The following is a 14,154-nucleotide window of genomic DNA, read 5'->3' as shown; positions in this document are numbered from 1 at the left end:
ACTTAAATGACGACTGTTGCCATAGTTAATATTTGTGATGTGTACTGCAGGAGGGATAAAAAATTGTCATTAAGGCTTGTAACTTCTGGACAGCATTAAGCGGCGCCGCAATACCACTTTTACCAACGGTCCAGCATCACCGGGGCTATATTGACACTCTCCCATCAGAGGGGCGTTTAGGCATTTTAGTGACAAGCCGCCAGGTCGGCGGCCCGGCCTCAGCCAAATATCCCCTGCGCCTCGGCGAAGCATTTTTCCGCCAGGGTCGAGACTGGTTCCTGCTGGCGCATAATCAGCGCCAGCTGTGAATCAACATGGGTTTCGGCGATCGGCAGAATTTCAAGATTATCGCTTAGCGCTTCGAGGCCGTTGTTAAGCGGCATAATGGCGCAGCAGATCCCCGCCTGCACCGCCTGGATAATCTGAAACGTCGAATCACTTTCAAAGACATACCTCGGCGTTAGCCCTTTGGCCTTAAAGCTGATTTCAATCGATTCCCGGTAATACATCCCCTTGGTCAAAAAGCCGAGGGGCAGCATCGCCAGCGTCTCCCATCCCGGCGTCCCGGCGCTGAAGTCGAAATGGCGTTTATCGTGCAGGAGCCCCATCCGGGTTTGCGGCAAGCGAGCAATCTTGAACTGACCTTCATCCAGATGCTGCAGATAACAAATCCCAAGATCCAGCTGATTACGGCTGACGCCATCGATAATCTGCTCCGAGGTCATCGACAACAGGCTGAACTGCAGCGCCGGATATTTCTCCGCCAGGGGTTTAATCAACTGCATCGGATTGAGGCTCGCCAGCGGCACCATACCGACCCGCAGCTGGCCGACCATCTGCCCGCGACAGATGGCCGCCTCTGCCGCCAGGCCGTCATGAGCGGCCAGCACCGCCCGCGCCCAGGCCAGGATCCGCTCTCCCTCCGGGGTAAAACCTTCAAAGCGTTGGCCGCGCTGGATCAGCGTCAGGTTCAGCTCCTCTTCCAGGTTACGAATGCGCATGGAGAGCGTCGGCTGGGTAATATGACAGGCCGCCGCCGCCTGGCCAAAATGGCGCGTCTGATCGAGCGCGATCAAATACTTGAGTTGCTTAATATCCATTCTCTTTCCCGTTTGAACCCCGCCGTTCACCCCCGGGGCCGCGCACAGGTTACCAGAATGTTAGTTTCGCTAGCGATAAATTCAAGCGAGGACACCACGAGGTGCTGCGGGGCGCAGGACGGCGCGACGCCGCTCTGCGCTATACCTTTTTAGCGCCCGCCGGCCAGCGGACGGATCTCTTTCGAGCGCAGCGTCAGGCGAACGGGAACCGACTTATACGAAGGGGTGCCGCTCTCTTCATCGAGATAGTTCAGCGGCACCAGCACGTTGGCTTCCGGATAATAGGCGCCGACGGTGCCCGGCGCAATGCCGTAGGCCACCACCGTGATATCTTCCAGCGTCAGCGCGCTTCCCGGCAGCGCGGTATGAATATCTACCCGATCGCCATGCTCCAGACCCTGGGCGGCCATATCCTGCTCGTTCATAAACAGCACGTCACGGCGGCCAAAGACGCCACGGTAGCGGTCATCCATCGCGTAGATGGTGGTGTTGTACTGGTCATGACTGCGCAGCGTCACCAGGCGCATCACGTCCTCACCCTCCACTACCACGTTCTCATGCACCCCTTTAAATACCGAGAACATGGCTTTACCGGTGGCGGTAGGCCAGATGCGCTCGGTCGGCGGCAGCGGCATGCGGAAGCCTCCAGGATGGCGAATGCGCTGGTTATAATCCTCGAACCCAGGAATGGTCTGTTCGATCAGATCGCGAATGCGATCGTAGTCTTCCACGAGGTACTGCCAGTCCACTTTGCTGGCGGGCAAGGTGGCCTTCGCCAGACCGGCGACAATCGCCGGCTCCGAGCGCAGCATCGGCGAGGCGGGCTTAAGCTTGCCCGACGAAGCATGCACCATCGACATCGAATCCTCGACGGTGATCGACTGCCGGCCGCTGGCCTGCAGGTCAAGCTCGGTGCGGCCCAGACACGGCAGAATAAAGGTCTCTTTCGCCGTCAGGAGATGTGAGCGGTTGAGCTTGGTGCCGACGTGAACGCTGAGCTCAAGGCCGCGCATCGCCGGGAAGGCGCGTTCGTGGTCCGGCATCGCCACGGCGAAGTTGCCCCCAAGGCAGATCAGCGCTTTGGCTTCGCCGGCGATCATGGCCTCCAGGGCTTTTACCGCATCGTGGCCATGATGCCGCGGCGGCGTAATCCCCATCACCCGCTGCAGGCTGTCGAGGAAAGCCGCGGAGGGTTTTTCGCTAATCCCGACAGTGCGGTTACCCTGGACGTTCGAGTGACCGCGCAAAGGACAGATCCCGGCCCCCGGCTTGCCGATATTGCCGCGCATCAGCAGTAGGTCGGCAATCAGACGCACGTTGGAGGTGCCTTTGTTATGCTGGGTGATGCCCATACCGTAGGTGACGATGGTGGCCCTGGATTTGGCGTAAGCCGCCGCAACCTGGTTCAGGGATTCGCGCGTCAGGCCAGACTCCTGCTCGATATCCTGCCAGCGGGTGGCGTGGAGGTCATCGGCGAAGGCGGTGAATCCCTGGGTATGTTGGGCAATAAACGCGTGGTCGAGCACATTGCCCTGCTCCTCCTCCAGCTGCAGCAGCGCTTTGGCGATCCCTTTCAGCGCCGCCGCGTCGCCGCCGGCCCGTACCTGGTAGTAGGTCGAGGCGATCGGCGTCGAGCGCCGGGTCGCCATCTCCATTACGTTCTGCGGATCGGCAAAACGCTCCAGCGCCCGTTCACGCAGCGGATTGAAAACGATAATCGGCACGCCGCGGCGGGATAGCTCATGCAGGGTGCCCATCATCCGCGGGTGGTTGGTGCCCGGATTATGGCCGATGGAGATCACCAGCTCGGTCTGGTCAAAATCGTCGAGAGAGACGGTGCCTTTACCAATGCCGATCGACTGTGGCAGGCCCACGCTGGTGGATTCATGACACATGTTGGAGCAATCGGGGAAGTTGTTAGTGCCATACTCGCGGGCAAACAGCTGGAACAGCCACGCCGCTTCGTTGGAGGCTCGGCCAGAGGTGTAGAATTCAACCTCATCCGGCTGCAGGCCGCGGAGGATCTCGCCGATACGGGCGAAGGCTTGCTCCCACGCCACCGGACGCAGGGTATCGCTGTCCCGGTCGTAAACCAAAGGATGGGTTAAGCGGCCGTAGCCCTCCAGTTCAAAATCGCTTTTTGCCAGCAGGGAAGATACGGTATTTGCCGCGAGGAATGCGGGCGTCACCCGTTTGGTGGTCGCCTCCCAGGTCACGGCTTTGGCGCCGTTTTCGCAAAACTGGAAGGTCGATTTATGTTCTTTATCCGGCCAGGCGCAGCCCGGGCAGTCAAAACCGTCCGGCTGGTTGGTACGCAGCAGCGTGGCGGGCGCCTCAAAGGCATCCATCTGGGTGCGCACGGCGATGGCCGTGGCCTTCAACGCGCCCCACCCGCCTGCCGGACCGTCATAGGGGTGAACACCGGGAACCGCGCGTCTTTTATTGGTCATCTCTTTACTCCTGCTGCTCTGTTCTGGCTGTCTCTAGCCGAAAAAGGCGTACGACAACCCCGGCGACGAAGCGTGAATCGCATGGCGTCACCTGAAAAGAATGCTGTTTCTCAAGGATAGTACGATGGGAAAGCGTAGGTACTGCGTTTGTTAACTGAATAATAACATACACCACAATTCTGTATAATTGATGTTATCTATCAGGTGTTAAATTTAACTTATTTGCAAATTTTGCGGTTTTCACCGCGGTGCTGTGACGGATAAATTGCTACGGAAAGTGATGACCGGGCAGCGAAACCGCCCGGTGGGCCAGGCTCAGGTCAGATTGAAGTAACGGTCCGGACGCAGCGTCTCCGGCAGCGGATGCTGACCGGTCATGTCGAGCAGATTGCGCTCGATGGTATTGCACATCGCGTTCAACGGCAGGTCATTGGCTGCGGTGCCGAACGGATCTTCCAGCTCTTCCGCCAGCGAATCCCACGATAAAAAGGTGTAAGAGATAAAGACCGAGACAAACGGCGTCATGTAGTGCAGATCGCCGACCAAGGCGAACGGCAGCAGCGTACAGAACAGGTAGACGGTACGCTGCAGGATCAGGGTATAGGCGAAAGGCACCGGGGTGGTGGCCAGCCTTTCACAACCGCCCAGCACGTGCGCCAGCTCGTCGAGTTTGTTGTCCATCAGCCCGTAAGTGATGTCGCTGAGCTTGCCCGCCTCCCGCAGCTGGCCAATTTCGTTGCCGGCCAGCAGCAGGATCCGGTTGGTGGACATTGAGCTGGCGAGGATCTCCGTCACCCTCTCCTCCGGTAGCAACCGCCGCAGGTCAGCCGTCGGATCGGTTTTGCGCAGCTGGTGCTTCAGGCTCCAGCTAAAGGCCACCAGATAACTGACGATGCGGCGATGGGCATCGTGTTCCGCCGGCAGGATATTGCGCAGCTGACGCACCAGCGTGCGTTCGGCGATAAGCACCGTCCCCCACAGATTGCGCGCCTCGACGAAGCGGCTGTAGCTGGCGCTGTTGCGAAAGCCGAGGAAAATCGCAATCGCAATCCCCAGCAGGCTGAACGGCGCCACGGTTAAGTGGATCCCCAGCTGTTCGTACCATTGATAGCTGATAATGGCGATGATCGACATCAGCACATTTAGCAGCAGGCGAAAGATGATTTTCGACAGCACGGAGCCGTGCCAGTCAAATAGGCGAAGAAACCAGTGTTGTTCTGGCCGAATGATCATTGTCTGACTTCCTGAATTACCGCTCTGGTCATTATCTCTGAATACAGAATAGAGATTATCTATGAGCCGATTGGTTTATTTTATCGTTAACTGCGATGGGCAGATCTGCGCCATTATTTAGCGATGGTAATGGCGTTTTTAGTATGGGCCTTTTTTATATTTCAGGCAATCAATGCGCCAGCAATAATGGCTCAGAAGAAAAAATAACCGCTGAGCCAATTCATTTTTCCGCTTAGGCTACCGGGTGTATCAGACCGCTTTCGTCAACCCCTGCGCTTCGCAGGGATCGAGATGCACCATCACATTAAGCACCGGATGCTGCGCCAGCACCCGCTCCCGCGCGTGACGGGCAATCTGATGCCCTTCGGCTACCGACATCTCGCCAGCCACCTCGAGATGGACATCCACCAGCACCAGATCCCCCGCCTTACGGGTTTTCAGATCGTGGAGGCCCGCCACGCCCGGCGTTGCTCGCAGCGTATCGGCGATCGCCTGCTGCATCTCTTCATCAACCGCACGGTCCATTAAATCATGCAGCGCGCTGGCGGCGAAACGATAGCCCATGCGCGCAATCAGCAGCCCCACCGCCAGCGCGGCGAGCGGGTCAAACCAGGCGAACCCGGCCAGATTACCGATAATCCCCAGGGCCACCACCAGGGAGGATGCGGCGTCAGAGCGGGCATGCCAGGCATTGGCGATAAGCAGCGACGAATTCAGCCGCCTGGCGGCCGCCAGCATATAGCGAAACAGCCCCTCCTTGACGGCCAGCGCCACCAGCGCCATCCACAGCGCCGCGCTGTGCACCGGCGGAATAGTTTGCGGTTGCGCAAGATGGCCCGACGCGGACCATAGCATGCCACCCCCGACGAGCAGCAGAATCGCGCCGATAATTAGGGAGGCGCCGTTCTCATAGCGCCAGTGGCCATAGTGGTGATCGTGGTCAGACGGTCGACGGCTCTTTTTATTCGCCATCAATACCACGCCATCGGCGACCAGATCGGAAAAAGAGTGCATTCCGTCGGCAATTAATCCCTGAGAGCCGGAAAATATTCCCACGACTACCTGTAAGGCAGAAAGTAAAATATTAACCACCACGCTAACAAGGGTACTCTTTCGCGCCTGCACCGAACGCTCATGATATTTATTATCATTTTCAAAATTATGTTGTGTCATTATTTCTCTCCCTTTGTGAGCGGGAAGAATAAACTGACAAACTGAGTTTATGCTTAACAATATAAAAGCCATTGCCTTGCCGTTTAACGATATCGCGGCGGTCGGTAATGACTATTTACTGTATGTGCCGTTGGAACGCTGCAACCTTGCGCCTATGAACTATCTTTTGAAGGGTGGCCACAGGTCGGGCCACTTTAGCTTAGCCACCACAGGAGTCAGCGATGTCACATAACAAACCATCCCGGCTGCGTTTCGCCATTAATCTGGGCAATGCGGTCCTGGCCCATCTCGGGGAGACAGGAATGCCCGCGGGCATCACCGTCGAGCTCAGCCATCGGCTGGCGACGCGCTGGGGCGTCAGCGCCGAATTCGTTCCCTATCCTGCCGCGGGTAAAGTGGTGGCTGACGCCGGTGGCGAGCACTGGGATATTGCCTTTCTGGCCATCGATCCGGCGCGGGAAGCCACCCTGCGCTTTACCTCGCCCTATATCACCATCCAGGGCACCGCGCTGGTCAGCGTTGATTCGCCCTGCCAGAGCGTGGCCGACATGGATCGCCCGGCAACCACCATTAACGTCGGACAAAACGCCGCATACGATCTATGGCTAACCCGCCATCTGCAGCACGCCAGCCTGCATCGCCTTCCCTCTTCGCAGGAGGCAATCGACGCCTTCCTCGCCGGTGAAGGGGATATGGTCGCCGGCATCCGCCAGCCGCTGGAGGCGACAGCCCGTCAGCACGCCGGGGTGCGGGTACTGGCGGATAATTTTACCGAGATCCAGCAGGCCATCTGCGTCGCCCGGGCGGACGTGGACCGTTTTCACGCGGTAAACGACGCGCTTAGCGAGTGGCGGGCGGATGGCAGTCTGCAGGCGCTGATTGCCGGTCACCTGGGCCAAGCGAACTGAATCACGCCTCTGTCATCCGGCGCATGGCGCAATGCCAGGCGCCGTTGCGTACCGAGGCGCGCAGTACGCGGGCCACGCCATGCACCATCAGGCGCGTCGTGCGCCGCTGCAGCGGCGTGAGCGACAATCCCAGCATCTCCTGCGCCCATTCCGGCAGGAGGTCAATTCCTGCGTTCATCATCACCCGGCCGACCGGCTGGCTCATCCGCCCCGGCAGACGGGTGGAGAGCAGCACCTGAGCTACCTCCCGGGTACGTTCGTCGCAGCGCAGTCGCGGGCGCATCGCCTCGAGATAGTCCGCCACCTCCTGCGGTGTCTGAGGGATATCCCGAGCCCCCAGCCGCCGGGCGATTTCCGCCGACTCACGAAAATAGTCCTCCTGGCGCTCGGGACTGACCACCGTCCGCTTGTAGCGCAGGTGGGAAGCCATAAAGCGACTGCACTCGGCGACGTGCACCCAGGTTAACAGCGCCGGGTCGCTCGCCTGATACGGGGTTCCGTCCTTATCCACCCCGGCGATCCGCTGATGGATCCCCTGTACTTTGGCGATTAGCCGTTCGGCGTCGGGGGTAGTGGCAAAAGTGGTGGCAGAAATAAACTGGCTGGTGCGGCGCAGGCGGCCCAAAATATCCTCGCGAAAACGAGAGTGATCCCAGACGCCGGCCAGCGCCAGAGGATGCAGCATCTGCAGCAACAGCGCGCTAATGCCGCCGCAGAGCATCGAGGTAAAATCGCCGTGCACCTGCCAGATGGCCGACTGGGGACCAAACAGCCCCGGCTCTCCTTTGGGTCGTTCAAAGTCGATCTCTTTTAGCGCCATGCCGGTCAGGCCGAGCACCTGCGCCTCGATCATCCGGCGAATGCCGATCATGATGGTATCCCTTACGTGCAACTAAAGGACAAAAGATACCACTGTTGGACAGCATTGGGAGAGATATTGCGGAAAGAGTGCCCGCAGCACGCGGGCACGACGGCTTACGGATTCAGCTGGTAATCGAGGGTAATGTTGGCCTTCAGCACCTGCGATACCGGGCAGCCTGCTTTCGCTTTCTGGATGATCTCATCGAACGCCGCCGGAGACACGTCCGGCAGGACGATCTGGCTTTGCAGCGCGATATCGGTAATCGCAAAGCCGCCGTCGGTTTTATTGAGGGTGACCACTGCGGTAGTGTCAATGGACGTTGCGGTATATCCCTCTTCGCTGAGCATCAGCGACAGGGCCATCGAAAAGCAGGCGGCATGTGCAGCGCCGATCAGCTCCTCAGGGTTGGTGCCCTTCACCCCCTCAAAACGGGTGTTAAATCCGTAGGGCTGCTGGCTCAGCGCCCCGCTTTCTGTCGACACGGTGCCTTTGCCATGCTTCAGGTCGCCTTCCCAGTGCGCTAGCCCTTTCTTATGAATCGCCATTTGATTCCTCCTGTAGTGATGTCGAACAAAAAGTATAGTGCGTGATGCCGAAGCTGCGTCTTTTCGCAGCCTCTGGCTCCCACGTTCCCGTGGTTTTCGTGTCGTTGGTGACGCTATCGGCCATCCTGCGGATGCCAGGGATCGGATTTGTCATCCTTGCTGTCGTCCCGTTTACGCGGAACTTCGCCCTGCTCCCCGGGCGCCTCACGGGCAGGTTGCTTACCGCGCTCTTCGTCTTGCGAATGAGAAAAGGTGCTCATATCGACGTGCTCCGCTTACTTAGGCGACTGCTTGAGCAGACGATCGATTCGCACGACCGGCGGCGTCATTTTGCGATCCAGACTGCCGTTGATATTGACCAGATCGTCTGGCTCTACGTGTTGTTCGTTAAACGCGGCGACCGGGATAATAACGGTGATGGTGCCGCTTTTATCACGAAACTGATAACGGTCATCTCCCTGCCGCTTGAGCAGATTGCCGCGCAGCGAAACGGTCGCGCCATCGTGCATGGTTTTCGCCTGCTCAACGGTCATGATCCGGCCATCCTCGACGCCGCGATAGCCGTCATCGAGTTTGTGCGGCGGCGGCGGCGCGGCATCCTGGCTAAACCCTCCCTTATCGTCCGCCTGCGCGACACCTACGGCAAACAGACATGCCATGGCCAATGCTAGTTTTTTCATCATGCCTCCGTTTTTTGCTGACGATGAGAATAAAGCCTGGCTGAGGCTGGCCATTTTTACAAAGTCAATTGTTCTGATATCGTCTAATATAAGAATGTCCTTATCGTTACGCTCCTGGCGAAACGAAACGCGGGGAAAATATTAATGATTAAGAATCAACAGCCTTGTCCTATCGTCGATGAGAATGAACGCTCCTTACGCTTTGAATATCGCTTCCGCCGCTATGGGATAATTGTTTTGAGTCTCATCATTCTTACCGCGTTAAGCGGCCTGTGGTCCTCCGGTTATTTCAGTGAAGCACACCGGGAAACCAGTGGAGGCGAATTAAGCGTCGATTATCAGCGCTATGCCAGGCTGATGAGTGAAACCGAGCTTAATATTCAGATTAAACCGGATACGGCCAGCGACACCATTATCAGCTTCGCCGCCCCGTTATTAACCCGCTACCAGATCGGTGATATCCGTCCGCAGCCGGATAAAATGTATAGCGCCGACGGGAAATTACATCTCGTCTATCAGCGGTCGAACCCGCCTTCACCGATATCTGTGTGGTTAGCCGTTACCCCAAAAACGGCCGGTAATATCTCTCTGCAGGCGGTAGTTAACGATCGCTATTCTGTAACCTGGCAGCAGTTTGTCTATCCGTAGGAGTCGCTATGGAAATGGTCCTTAGAGCCGCAGCAATCTATCTGATCCTGTTGATTATTTTTAAGATTGCCGGCAGAAGAACTCTGATGCAATTAACCAACTTTGACCTGATACTGTTGCTGATTATCAGCGAAGCCACCCAGCAGGCGATGCTCAGCACAGACTATTCGGTTACCGGGTCGATGCTGACTATCGTCACCCTGGTTAGTATTGATATTTTGTTCGGCTATATTAAGAAAAAATTTGCTCAGGCAGAAAATTTTCTCGATGGTACGCCGGTTATCGTGGTGGAAAATGGTGCTGTCATCGACGAGAAGATTAAGCTCGTCAATATCTCTGTCGATGATATCCTGCTGGCGGCCAGGCAGCACCATGGCATTTATGAATTGAAAGCGATCAAATTCGCTATTCTCGAGCGTAACGGCCAGATATCCATTATTCCTGAGCAGGAATAGTATCGGCTTCGCTATTTATCACGCTCCGGTTGTTTATCACCTGATTCCGGAGCGCGAGTGGCGTCATCCTCTTCTTTTTCACCGTTAACAACGTTCAACATTAACATTTTTCCTCCTCGCTGGTTGTCAGGGATCCTACAAATTATAGAACGCCTTCGCCGAAGTATGTAGGATCTGCCGAAACTAACCAGGAGATGCCGCCTGATTCACATTGCGCTTATTCCAGGATATTTCCCACCTCGTCATTGCCATTGGTGAGAAATAATTAACCGATCCGTACAGTCAATATTGTGAAAGCCAAAACATAATGAGGTCACTATGTCTGTGATGGTTATTACCGGTGGAACCGCGGGAGCGGGCAAAGCTACCGCGCTGCGTTTCGCCCGCGCTGGATATCACGTGGCGCTGATCGCCCGAGACGAAACGGGTTTGCAGGAGACGCGACAGGCCTGTGAACGGTTTGGCATTAAAACGCTGGCTATTAGCGCCGATGTCGTCGATGCCGGGGCGCTGCAGCGCGCCGCCGCCGAGGTGGAAACCACCCTCGGGGCAATCGACGTCTGGATCAACAACGCCATGACCACCGTGCTGGCGCCCTTTCGTCAGATGAGCGAGGAGGAGTTTCGCCGGGTGACGGAGGTGACCTATCTCGGGTACGTGAACGGCACCCGCGCGGCGCTGGAGGTCATGATCCCCCGGGATCGGGGGGTGATTATTCAGGCCGGCTCGGCGCTGGCCTGGCGTTCAATCCCACTGCAGTCGGCTTACTGCGGAGCGAAAGCGGCGATCCGCGGCTTTACCGATGCCGTGCGAACCGAACTGATGCATGAGAAAAGCCACATCCAGTTGACCATGGTGCAACTGCCGGGGATGAACACCGCCCAGTTTGGCTGGGCGCGAAACAAAATGGATCAGGCCATGCAGCCGGTGCCCCCGGTCTATCAGCCGGAAGTCGCCGCCGAGGCTATTTACAGCGTCATCCAGCGCCCGGTCAACGAGCTGTGGGTCGGAAAAAGCACCATCCAGTCGATCCTCGGCCAGGTCTTCTTCCCTCGCCTGCTCGATCGGCTGATGGTGAAAAAAGCGTGGGAGGGACAGTTTACCGGTCAGCCAAAGTCGTCAGACCAACAGGACGACCTGTTCACGCCGGTGCGCGGCAATCATCCGGGCCACGGCCCCTTTAACGATGGCGCACGGCGTAAAGCAGTCACCATCAGCGCCGATCTCCCGGGTAAAGTCGCCGCCGGCGTCGGGGTAGCAGTGGCGACGATGGCGCTGCGGGCGTTGTTCCGTCGTTCCGGAAAACGGCGCTAACTCAGGCTGCGGCTGAACCAACGGTAACCATATCCGGAGAGTGCCAGCCGCGCATCTTTCCCGCCGTGCAGGCCATCCTGATAGAGCTTATCTTCCAGAATTGGGCTCCAGTAGCCCTCGGCCAGCGGCGGGAGCAGGACCTCTACCGCCTGCTGGCTGCAGTTGGCCAGCATCAGTACCTCCCGCGATTCGCTGCGATAGAGCAAGCCCAGCACCGCGTCGGCCTTTAGGGTAAGGAGAGTAAAAGGGAGGGAGCCCGGTTCAGTATATTCCGTGCGCGCCAATACCATATTGCGTACCCGATGCAGCAGCGACCTGGGATGGCGCAGCGCCGTTTCGACATTGATCCGTTGGTAGCGGAACCGCCCGCTGGCCACCGGTTTTACCGGCAAATCATCCCGCGCCGCCCGGGAAAAGCCGGCGTTGGCCGCGGCTGACCACTGCATCGGCGTTCTGACCGCGTAGCGCTCCGGTAAGGAGAGATCGTCACCCATGCCAATCTCGTCGCCATAGCGCATCACCGGCACGCCGGGCAGCGCCAGCAGGATAGCATGGGCTAACGCTATGCGTCGGGTATCGCCGTCCAGCATCGGCGCCAGTCTTCGGCGTACGCCGCGCTGGTAAACGGACATCGATTTATCAGGGGCAAAGGTGCGGATAACCTGGCGCTTGTTGCGCTCGCCAATCCCCTCAAGATCCAGTTCATCATGGTTGCGCAGCCAGTTGACGAAGCAGCACCCGTCCGGCGGGGTCACCATCGCCTGCAGGGCCTTCACCACCGGCGCGGCGCGCTGCTGCGCCAGACTGAGGTAGAGGTATTTGTTAAGCCAGAAATTAAGCACCATCTGCAGCCGATCGCCCTGGCCGAAATAATGACGGTAATCTTCTACCGCGACGTCCACTTCACCCAGGAGTATCGCATCGGGATTGAGGCGCTGTACAACCTGCCGGAGATGGGTCAGCAGCGGGTAGCCGCGCGTCTCGTCGCCCTTTCCGGCCTGCTTGACCAGATGTGACGCGGCATCGAGACGAAAGCCAGACACCCCAGCCTGCAGCCAGAAGGTGATAATGTTTTCGATTTCAGCGATCACCGGCGGATGGGCGAGATTCAGGTCGGGCTCGTGGTGATAAAACATGTGGCGATAATATTGCCCAGCCTGTTCGTCCCAGCGCCAGACGCTCTCCTCAACGCCGGGAAACATGGGAGGATCGTCGTTTTCCGGCGGCCGATCGGCCCACAGATAATACGGCCGCCACGGCGACCGGGGATCGCGTCGCGCCGCCTGGAACCACGGGTGCTGCGCGGAGGTGTGCTGGATCACCAGCTCAACGATCACCCGCAGTCCCAGCTCGCGGGCGCGGGCAATCAGCTCAATCACGTCAGCGATAGTGCCGAACCGCGGATCGGGCTGCAGATGATCGCTGATATCATAGCCATCATCCTGCAGAGGAGTGAGATAGAACGGAGTCAGCCAGAGCACCGTCGCTCCGAGGCTGCGAATGTAGTGTAGCTTTTGGCGAATGCCCGCGAGATCGCCAAAACCATCGCCATTGGCATCATAAAAGAGCGAACTGTCAACCTGATAGATGACCGCTCTGTGAAACCACTCTTCCCGTTGCATCACTCTCACCTCGCGTTCTGCCCGTCCCTGTCAGCCGCCTCAGCGCGATCCGGACCCCGCCCTGGCCTTCGCGCGCGGTTTGCCGACAGGCGATACGGGATTGCGTTCCGCTGGTAGCATCCTGTTCGCTACCGCGTCCACCAGCGCCTGCTGCCTGGCGGTTAATACCAGCGGAACCTCTTCCTCGGCGGCGAGGAGCGCGATGGTTTGCCGTTTGACCATAGCGTTCTCCGGCGGCTTAATGCCCGGCCTCAACGCCAGGCATATCGGTATCCATAAGATATTGCCCGGTCAGCGCTGGCAGATAATGGAGCAGCCAATCAGCCATTCCTCTCTCTTCAGCCAGGATACCCTCCAGTGTGTGCATCGCGCTGTGGTCGCCTACTCTTTTCGCCGCCGTTAATAAAGCGGTATAGCAGGCGACCTCAAAATGGGCAAAAACGTAGGAAGTGATAATCACTTTAATAACCTCATCACCGGGCAGCATGATGCCAATGGTCTGTCCTAACGCCGCCACCCGGCTCATCGCATCCTTCAGCGCGGAGCGGGAAATATGGTTGCGGGCGATGATATCCTGCAGGGCGGACAATTGCCGTCGGGTTTCATAGAGATGTTGTTCAAGGCGGGTGCGTAACTGCGGTTCATTATCGAGGCGTCTGATGGTGGCCACCAGCAGCGACTCAGCCTGTTTTTCCATGGCATGCGCATCGCGAAGCCAGTTGTGATAATTTTCAATATCCGTCATATACACCTCTGATCATTAACCTTTTATTTTGACGTGGAATCTTCACTCTCTTCCGCCGCCTGGTCAGCTCGCGCTGCGCTATATCCGGATAAATGGCCAACAATATTGGCATAAATACTGATGAGAATGACCCACAGTACGCTGTCTTTCCACCAGATTAACGAGGGTATCGCCAGACCCACCCACATAACGGCGGCGACAAGATGACAGCGCTTAATAAACACTGGCGTCAACTTCATTTTATTACCTTAGGACCGAACAATATTGAGCGACCATTTTATCGACGCTCTGACCGCTGCGTCAGGCGCTAAACCTTACGCTGAAAATGTCTTTCTTTTGCCTAAGCATAAAAAAGAAAACAGCGTTGCGTATTGTCCCGTTCCGTTATTTTCTGTCTTTACCGTCCGGCTAATTTATTG

General features: G+C 57.6%; 17 protein-coding genes. 5 read left to right on the top strand and 12 right to left on the bottom strand.

Features of this window, described 5'->3' with window-relative positions:
- Positions 1 to 218: 218 nt before the first annotated feature.
- The 4 genes from KB890_RS00935 to KB890_RS00920 form a co-directional block, all read right to left on the bottom strand.
- Positions 219 to 1,100: a LysR family transcriptional regulator gene (locus KB890_RS00935; protein WP_004180054.1), complete on the bottom strand. Its 882-nt coding sequence runs from the start codon at positions 1,098 to 1,100 to the stop codon at positions 219 to 221.
- 149 nt (positions 1,101 to 1,249) lie between these two features.
- Positions 1,250 to 3,550 (bottom strand): FdhF/YdeP family oxidoreductase, encoded by a 2,301-nt coding sequence (locus KB890_RS00930; protein ID WP_002906020.1) that lies wholly within the window; start codon positions 3,548 to 3,550, stop codon positions 1,250 to 1,252.
- Between the two features lie 315 nt (positions 3,551 to 3,865).
- Complete coding sequence (locus tag KB890_RS00925) at positions 3,866 to 4,783, bottom strand: bestrophin family protein (protein ID WP_004180056.1); 918 nt, start codon at positions 4,781 to 4,783, stop codon at positions 3,866 to 3,868.
- A gap of 249 nt (positions 4,784 to 5,032) precedes the next feature.
- On the bottom strand, positions 5,033 to 5,956 hold the full coding sequence (locus KB890_RS00920) for a cation diffusion facilitator family transporter (protein WP_004180058.1): 924 nt from the start codon (positions 5,954 to 5,956) through the stop codon (positions 5,033 to 5,035).
- Positions 5,957 to 6,005: 49 nt separating this feature from the next.
- Here KB890_RS00920 and KB890_RS00915 point away from each other — a divergent pair, with 49 nt between their 5' ends.
- A complete protein-coding gene (locus tag KB890_RS00915; protein WP_004143707.1) occupies positions 6,006 to 6,188 on the top strand; it encodes a hypothetical protein in 183 nt (60 codons plus the stop codon).
- On the top strand, positions 6,178 to 6,864 hold the full coding sequence (locus KB890_RS00910) for an ABC transporter substrate-binding protein (RefSeq protein ID WP_004180060.1): 687 nt from the start codon (positions 6,178 to 6,180) through the stop codon (positions 6,862 to 6,864). Before KB890_RS00915 ends, KB890_RS00910 begins: the two co-directional genes overlap by 11 nt.
- Position 6,865: 1 nt before the next feature.
- Here KB890_RS00910 and KB890_RS00905 read toward each other — a convergent pair whose 3' ends face one another.
- The 4 genes from KB890_RS00905 to KB890_RS00890 form a co-directional block, all read right to left on the bottom strand.
- The gene (locus tag KB890_RS00905; RefSeq protein ID WP_004180062.1) at positions 6,866 to 7,735 is read right to left on the bottom strand and encodes an oxygenase MpaB family protein; all 870 of its coding nucleotides are present in this window, start codon (positions 7,733 to 7,735) and stop codon (positions 6,866 to 6,868) included.
- Between the two features lie 104 nt (positions 7,736 to 7,839).
- Positions 7,840 to 8,271 carry an OsmC family protein gene (locus tag KB890_RS00900; RefSeq protein ID WP_002906030.1) on the bottom strand — a complete coding sequence of 144 codons (432 nt, stop codon included), beginning with the start codon at positions 8,269 to 8,271 and terminating at the stop codon, positions 7,840 to 7,842.
- Positions 8,272 to 8,384: 113 nt separating this feature from the next.
- Positions 8,385 to 8,531: a hypothetical protein gene (locus KB890_RS00895; RefSeq protein ID WP_002906033.1), complete on the bottom strand. Its 147-nt coding sequence runs from the start codon at positions 8,529 to 8,531 to the stop codon at positions 8,385 to 8,387.
- Between the two features lie 15 nt (positions 8,532 to 8,546).
- The gene (locus KB890_RS00890; RefSeq protein WP_002906035.1) at positions 8,547 to 8,951 is read right to left on the bottom strand and encodes a YdeI family stress tolerance OB fold protein; all 405 of its coding nucleotides are present in this window, start codon (positions 8,949 to 8,951) and stop codon (positions 8,547 to 8,549) included.
- Between the two features lie 144 nt (positions 8,952 to 9,095).
- Here KB890_RS00890 and KB890_RS00885 point away from each other — a divergent pair, with 144 nt between their 5' ends.
- The 3 genes from KB890_RS00885 (at position 9,096) to KB890_RS00875 (ending at position 11,368) form a co-directional block, all read left to right on the top strand.
- Entirely contained in the window at positions 9,096 to 9,599 is a 504-nt protein-coding gene (locus KB890_RS00885) for a hypothetical protein (RefSeq protein WP_004180065.1), read from the top strand.
- 8 nt (positions 9,600 to 9,607) lie between these two features.
- Positions 9,608 to 10,054, top strand: coding sequence for a DUF421 domain-containing protein (locus KB890_RS00880; protein WP_004148482.1), 447 nt, complete (start codon positions 9,608 to 9,610; stop codon positions 10,052 to 10,054).
- A 318-nt stretch (positions 10,055 to 10,372) separates the two neighbouring features.
- Positions 10,373 to 11,368 carry an SDR family oxidoreductase gene (locus KB890_RS00875; protein WP_004151245.1) on the top strand — a complete coding sequence of 332 codons (996 nt, stop codon included), beginning with the start codon at positions 10,373 to 10,375 and terminating at the stop codon, positions 11,366 to 11,368.
- Here the strand turns inward: KB890_RS00875 and KB890_RS00870 are convergent.
- The 4 genes from KB890_RS00870 to KB890_RS00855 are packed head-to-tail and all read right to left on the bottom strand — an operon-like array spanning position 11,365 to position 13,974.
- Complete coding sequence (locus KB890_RS00870) at positions 11,365 to 12,990, bottom strand: alpha-amylase family protein (protein WP_094965510.1); 1,626 nt, start codon at positions 12,988 to 12,990, stop codon at positions 11,365 to 11,367. The genes KB890_RS00875 and KB890_RS00870 overlap by 4 nt on opposite strands.
- A gap of 39 nt (positions 12,991 to 13,029) precedes the next feature.
- The gene (locus KB890_RS00865; RefSeq protein WP_020324736.1) at positions 13,030 to 13,212 is read right to left on the bottom strand and encodes a hypothetical protein; all 183 of its coding nucleotides are present in this window, start codon (positions 13,210 to 13,212) and stop codon (positions 13,030 to 13,032) included.
- A 16-nt stretch (positions 13,213 to 13,228) separates the two neighbouring features.
- Entirely contained in the window at positions 13,229 to 13,735 is a 507-nt protein-coding gene (locus KB890_RS00860; protein ID WP_020324760.1) for a ferritin-like domain-containing protein, read from the bottom strand.
- 23 nt (positions 13,736 to 13,758) lie between these two features.
- On the bottom strand, positions 13,759 to 13,974 hold the full coding sequence (locus KB890_RS00855) for a hypothetical protein (protein ID WP_004143717.1): 216 nt from the start codon (positions 13,972 to 13,974) through the stop codon (positions 13,759 to 13,761).
- Positions 13,975 to 14,154: the final 180 nt, after the last annotated feature.

It is taken from the genome of Klebsiella sp. P1954, assembly GCF_018199955.1.
GTDB lineage: Bacteria > Pseudomonadota > Gammaproteobacteria > Enterobacterales > Enterobacteriaceae > Klebsiella > Klebsiella pneumoniae.
Note: the sequence above shows the minus strand (reverse complement) of the source record. Positions and strands in the feature narration are given on the sequence as shown.

What these genes read in the sequence shown, in the direction of transcription:
- KB890_RS00935 (WP_004180054.1), bottom strand. Translation starts at nt 1,100, where the DNA reads ATGGATATTAAGCAACTCAAGTATTTGATCGCGCTCGATCAGACGCGC.
- KB890_RS00930 (WP_002906020.1), bottom strand. Translation starts at nt 3,550, where the DNA reads ATGACCAATAAAAGACGCGCGGTTCCCGGTGTTCACCCCTATGACGGT.
- KB890_RS00925 (WP_004180056.1), bottom strand. Translation starts at nt 4,783, where the DNA reads ATGATCATTCGGCCAGAACAACACTGGTTTCTTCGCCTATTTGACTGG.
- KB890_RS00920 (WP_004180058.1), bottom strand. Translation starts at nt 5,956, where the DNA reads ATGACACAACATAATTTTGAAAATGATAATAAATATCATGAGCGTTCG.
- KB890_RS00915 (WP_004143707.1), top strand. Translation starts at nt 6,006, where the DNA reads ATGCTTAACAATATAAAAGCCATTGCCTTGCCGTTTAACGATATCGCG.
- KB890_RS00910 (WP_004180060.1), top strand. Translation starts at nt 6,178, where the DNA reads ATGTCACATAACAAACCATCCCGGCTGCGTTTCGCCATTAATCTGGGC.
- KB890_RS00905 (WP_004180062.1), bottom strand. Translation starts at nt 7,735, where the DNA reads ATGATCGGCATTCGCCGGATGATCGAGGCGCAGGTGCTCGGCCTGACC.
- KB890_RS00900 (WP_002906030.1), bottom strand. Translation starts at nt 8,271, where the DNA reads ATGGCGATTCATAAGAAAGGGCTAGCGCACTGGGAAGGCGACCTGAAG.
- KB890_RS00895 (WP_002906033.1), bottom strand. Translation starts at nt 8,531, where the DNA reads ATGAGCACCTTTTCTCATTCGCAAGACGAAGAGCGCGGTAAGCAACCT.
- KB890_RS00890 (WP_002906035.1), bottom strand. Translation starts at nt 8,951, where the DNA reads ATGAAAAAACTAGCATTGGCCATGGCATGTCTGTTTGCCGTAGGTGTC.
- KB890_RS00885 (WP_004180065.1), top strand. Translation starts at nt 9,096, where the DNA reads ATGATTAAGAATCAACAGCCTTGTCCTATCGTCGATGAGAATGAACGC.
- KB890_RS00880 (WP_004148482.1), top strand. Translation starts at nt 9,608, where the DNA reads ATGGAAATGGTCCTTAGAGCCGCAGCAATCTATCTGATCCTGTTGATT.
- KB890_RS00875 (WP_004151245.1), top strand. Translation starts at nt 10,373, where the DNA reads ATGTCTGTGATGGTTATTACCGGTGGAACCGCGGGAGCGGGCAAAGCT.
- KB890_RS00870 (WP_094965510.1), bottom strand. Translation starts at nt 12,990, where the DNA reads ATGCAACGGGAAGAGTGGTTTCACAGAGCGGTCATCTATCAGGTTGAC.
- KB890_RS00865 (WP_020324736.1), bottom strand. Translation starts at nt 13,212, where the DNA reads ATGGTCAAACGGCAAACCATCGCGCTCCTCGCCGCCGAGGAAGAGGTT.
- KB890_RS00860 (WP_020324760.1), bottom strand. Translation starts at nt 13,735, where the DNA reads ATGACGGATATTGAAAATTATCACAACTGGCTTCGCGATGCGCATGCC.
- KB890_RS00855 (WP_004143717.1), bottom strand. Translation starts at nt 13,974, where the DNA reads ATGAAGTTGACGCCAGTGTTTATTAAGCGCTGTCATCTTGTCGCCGCC.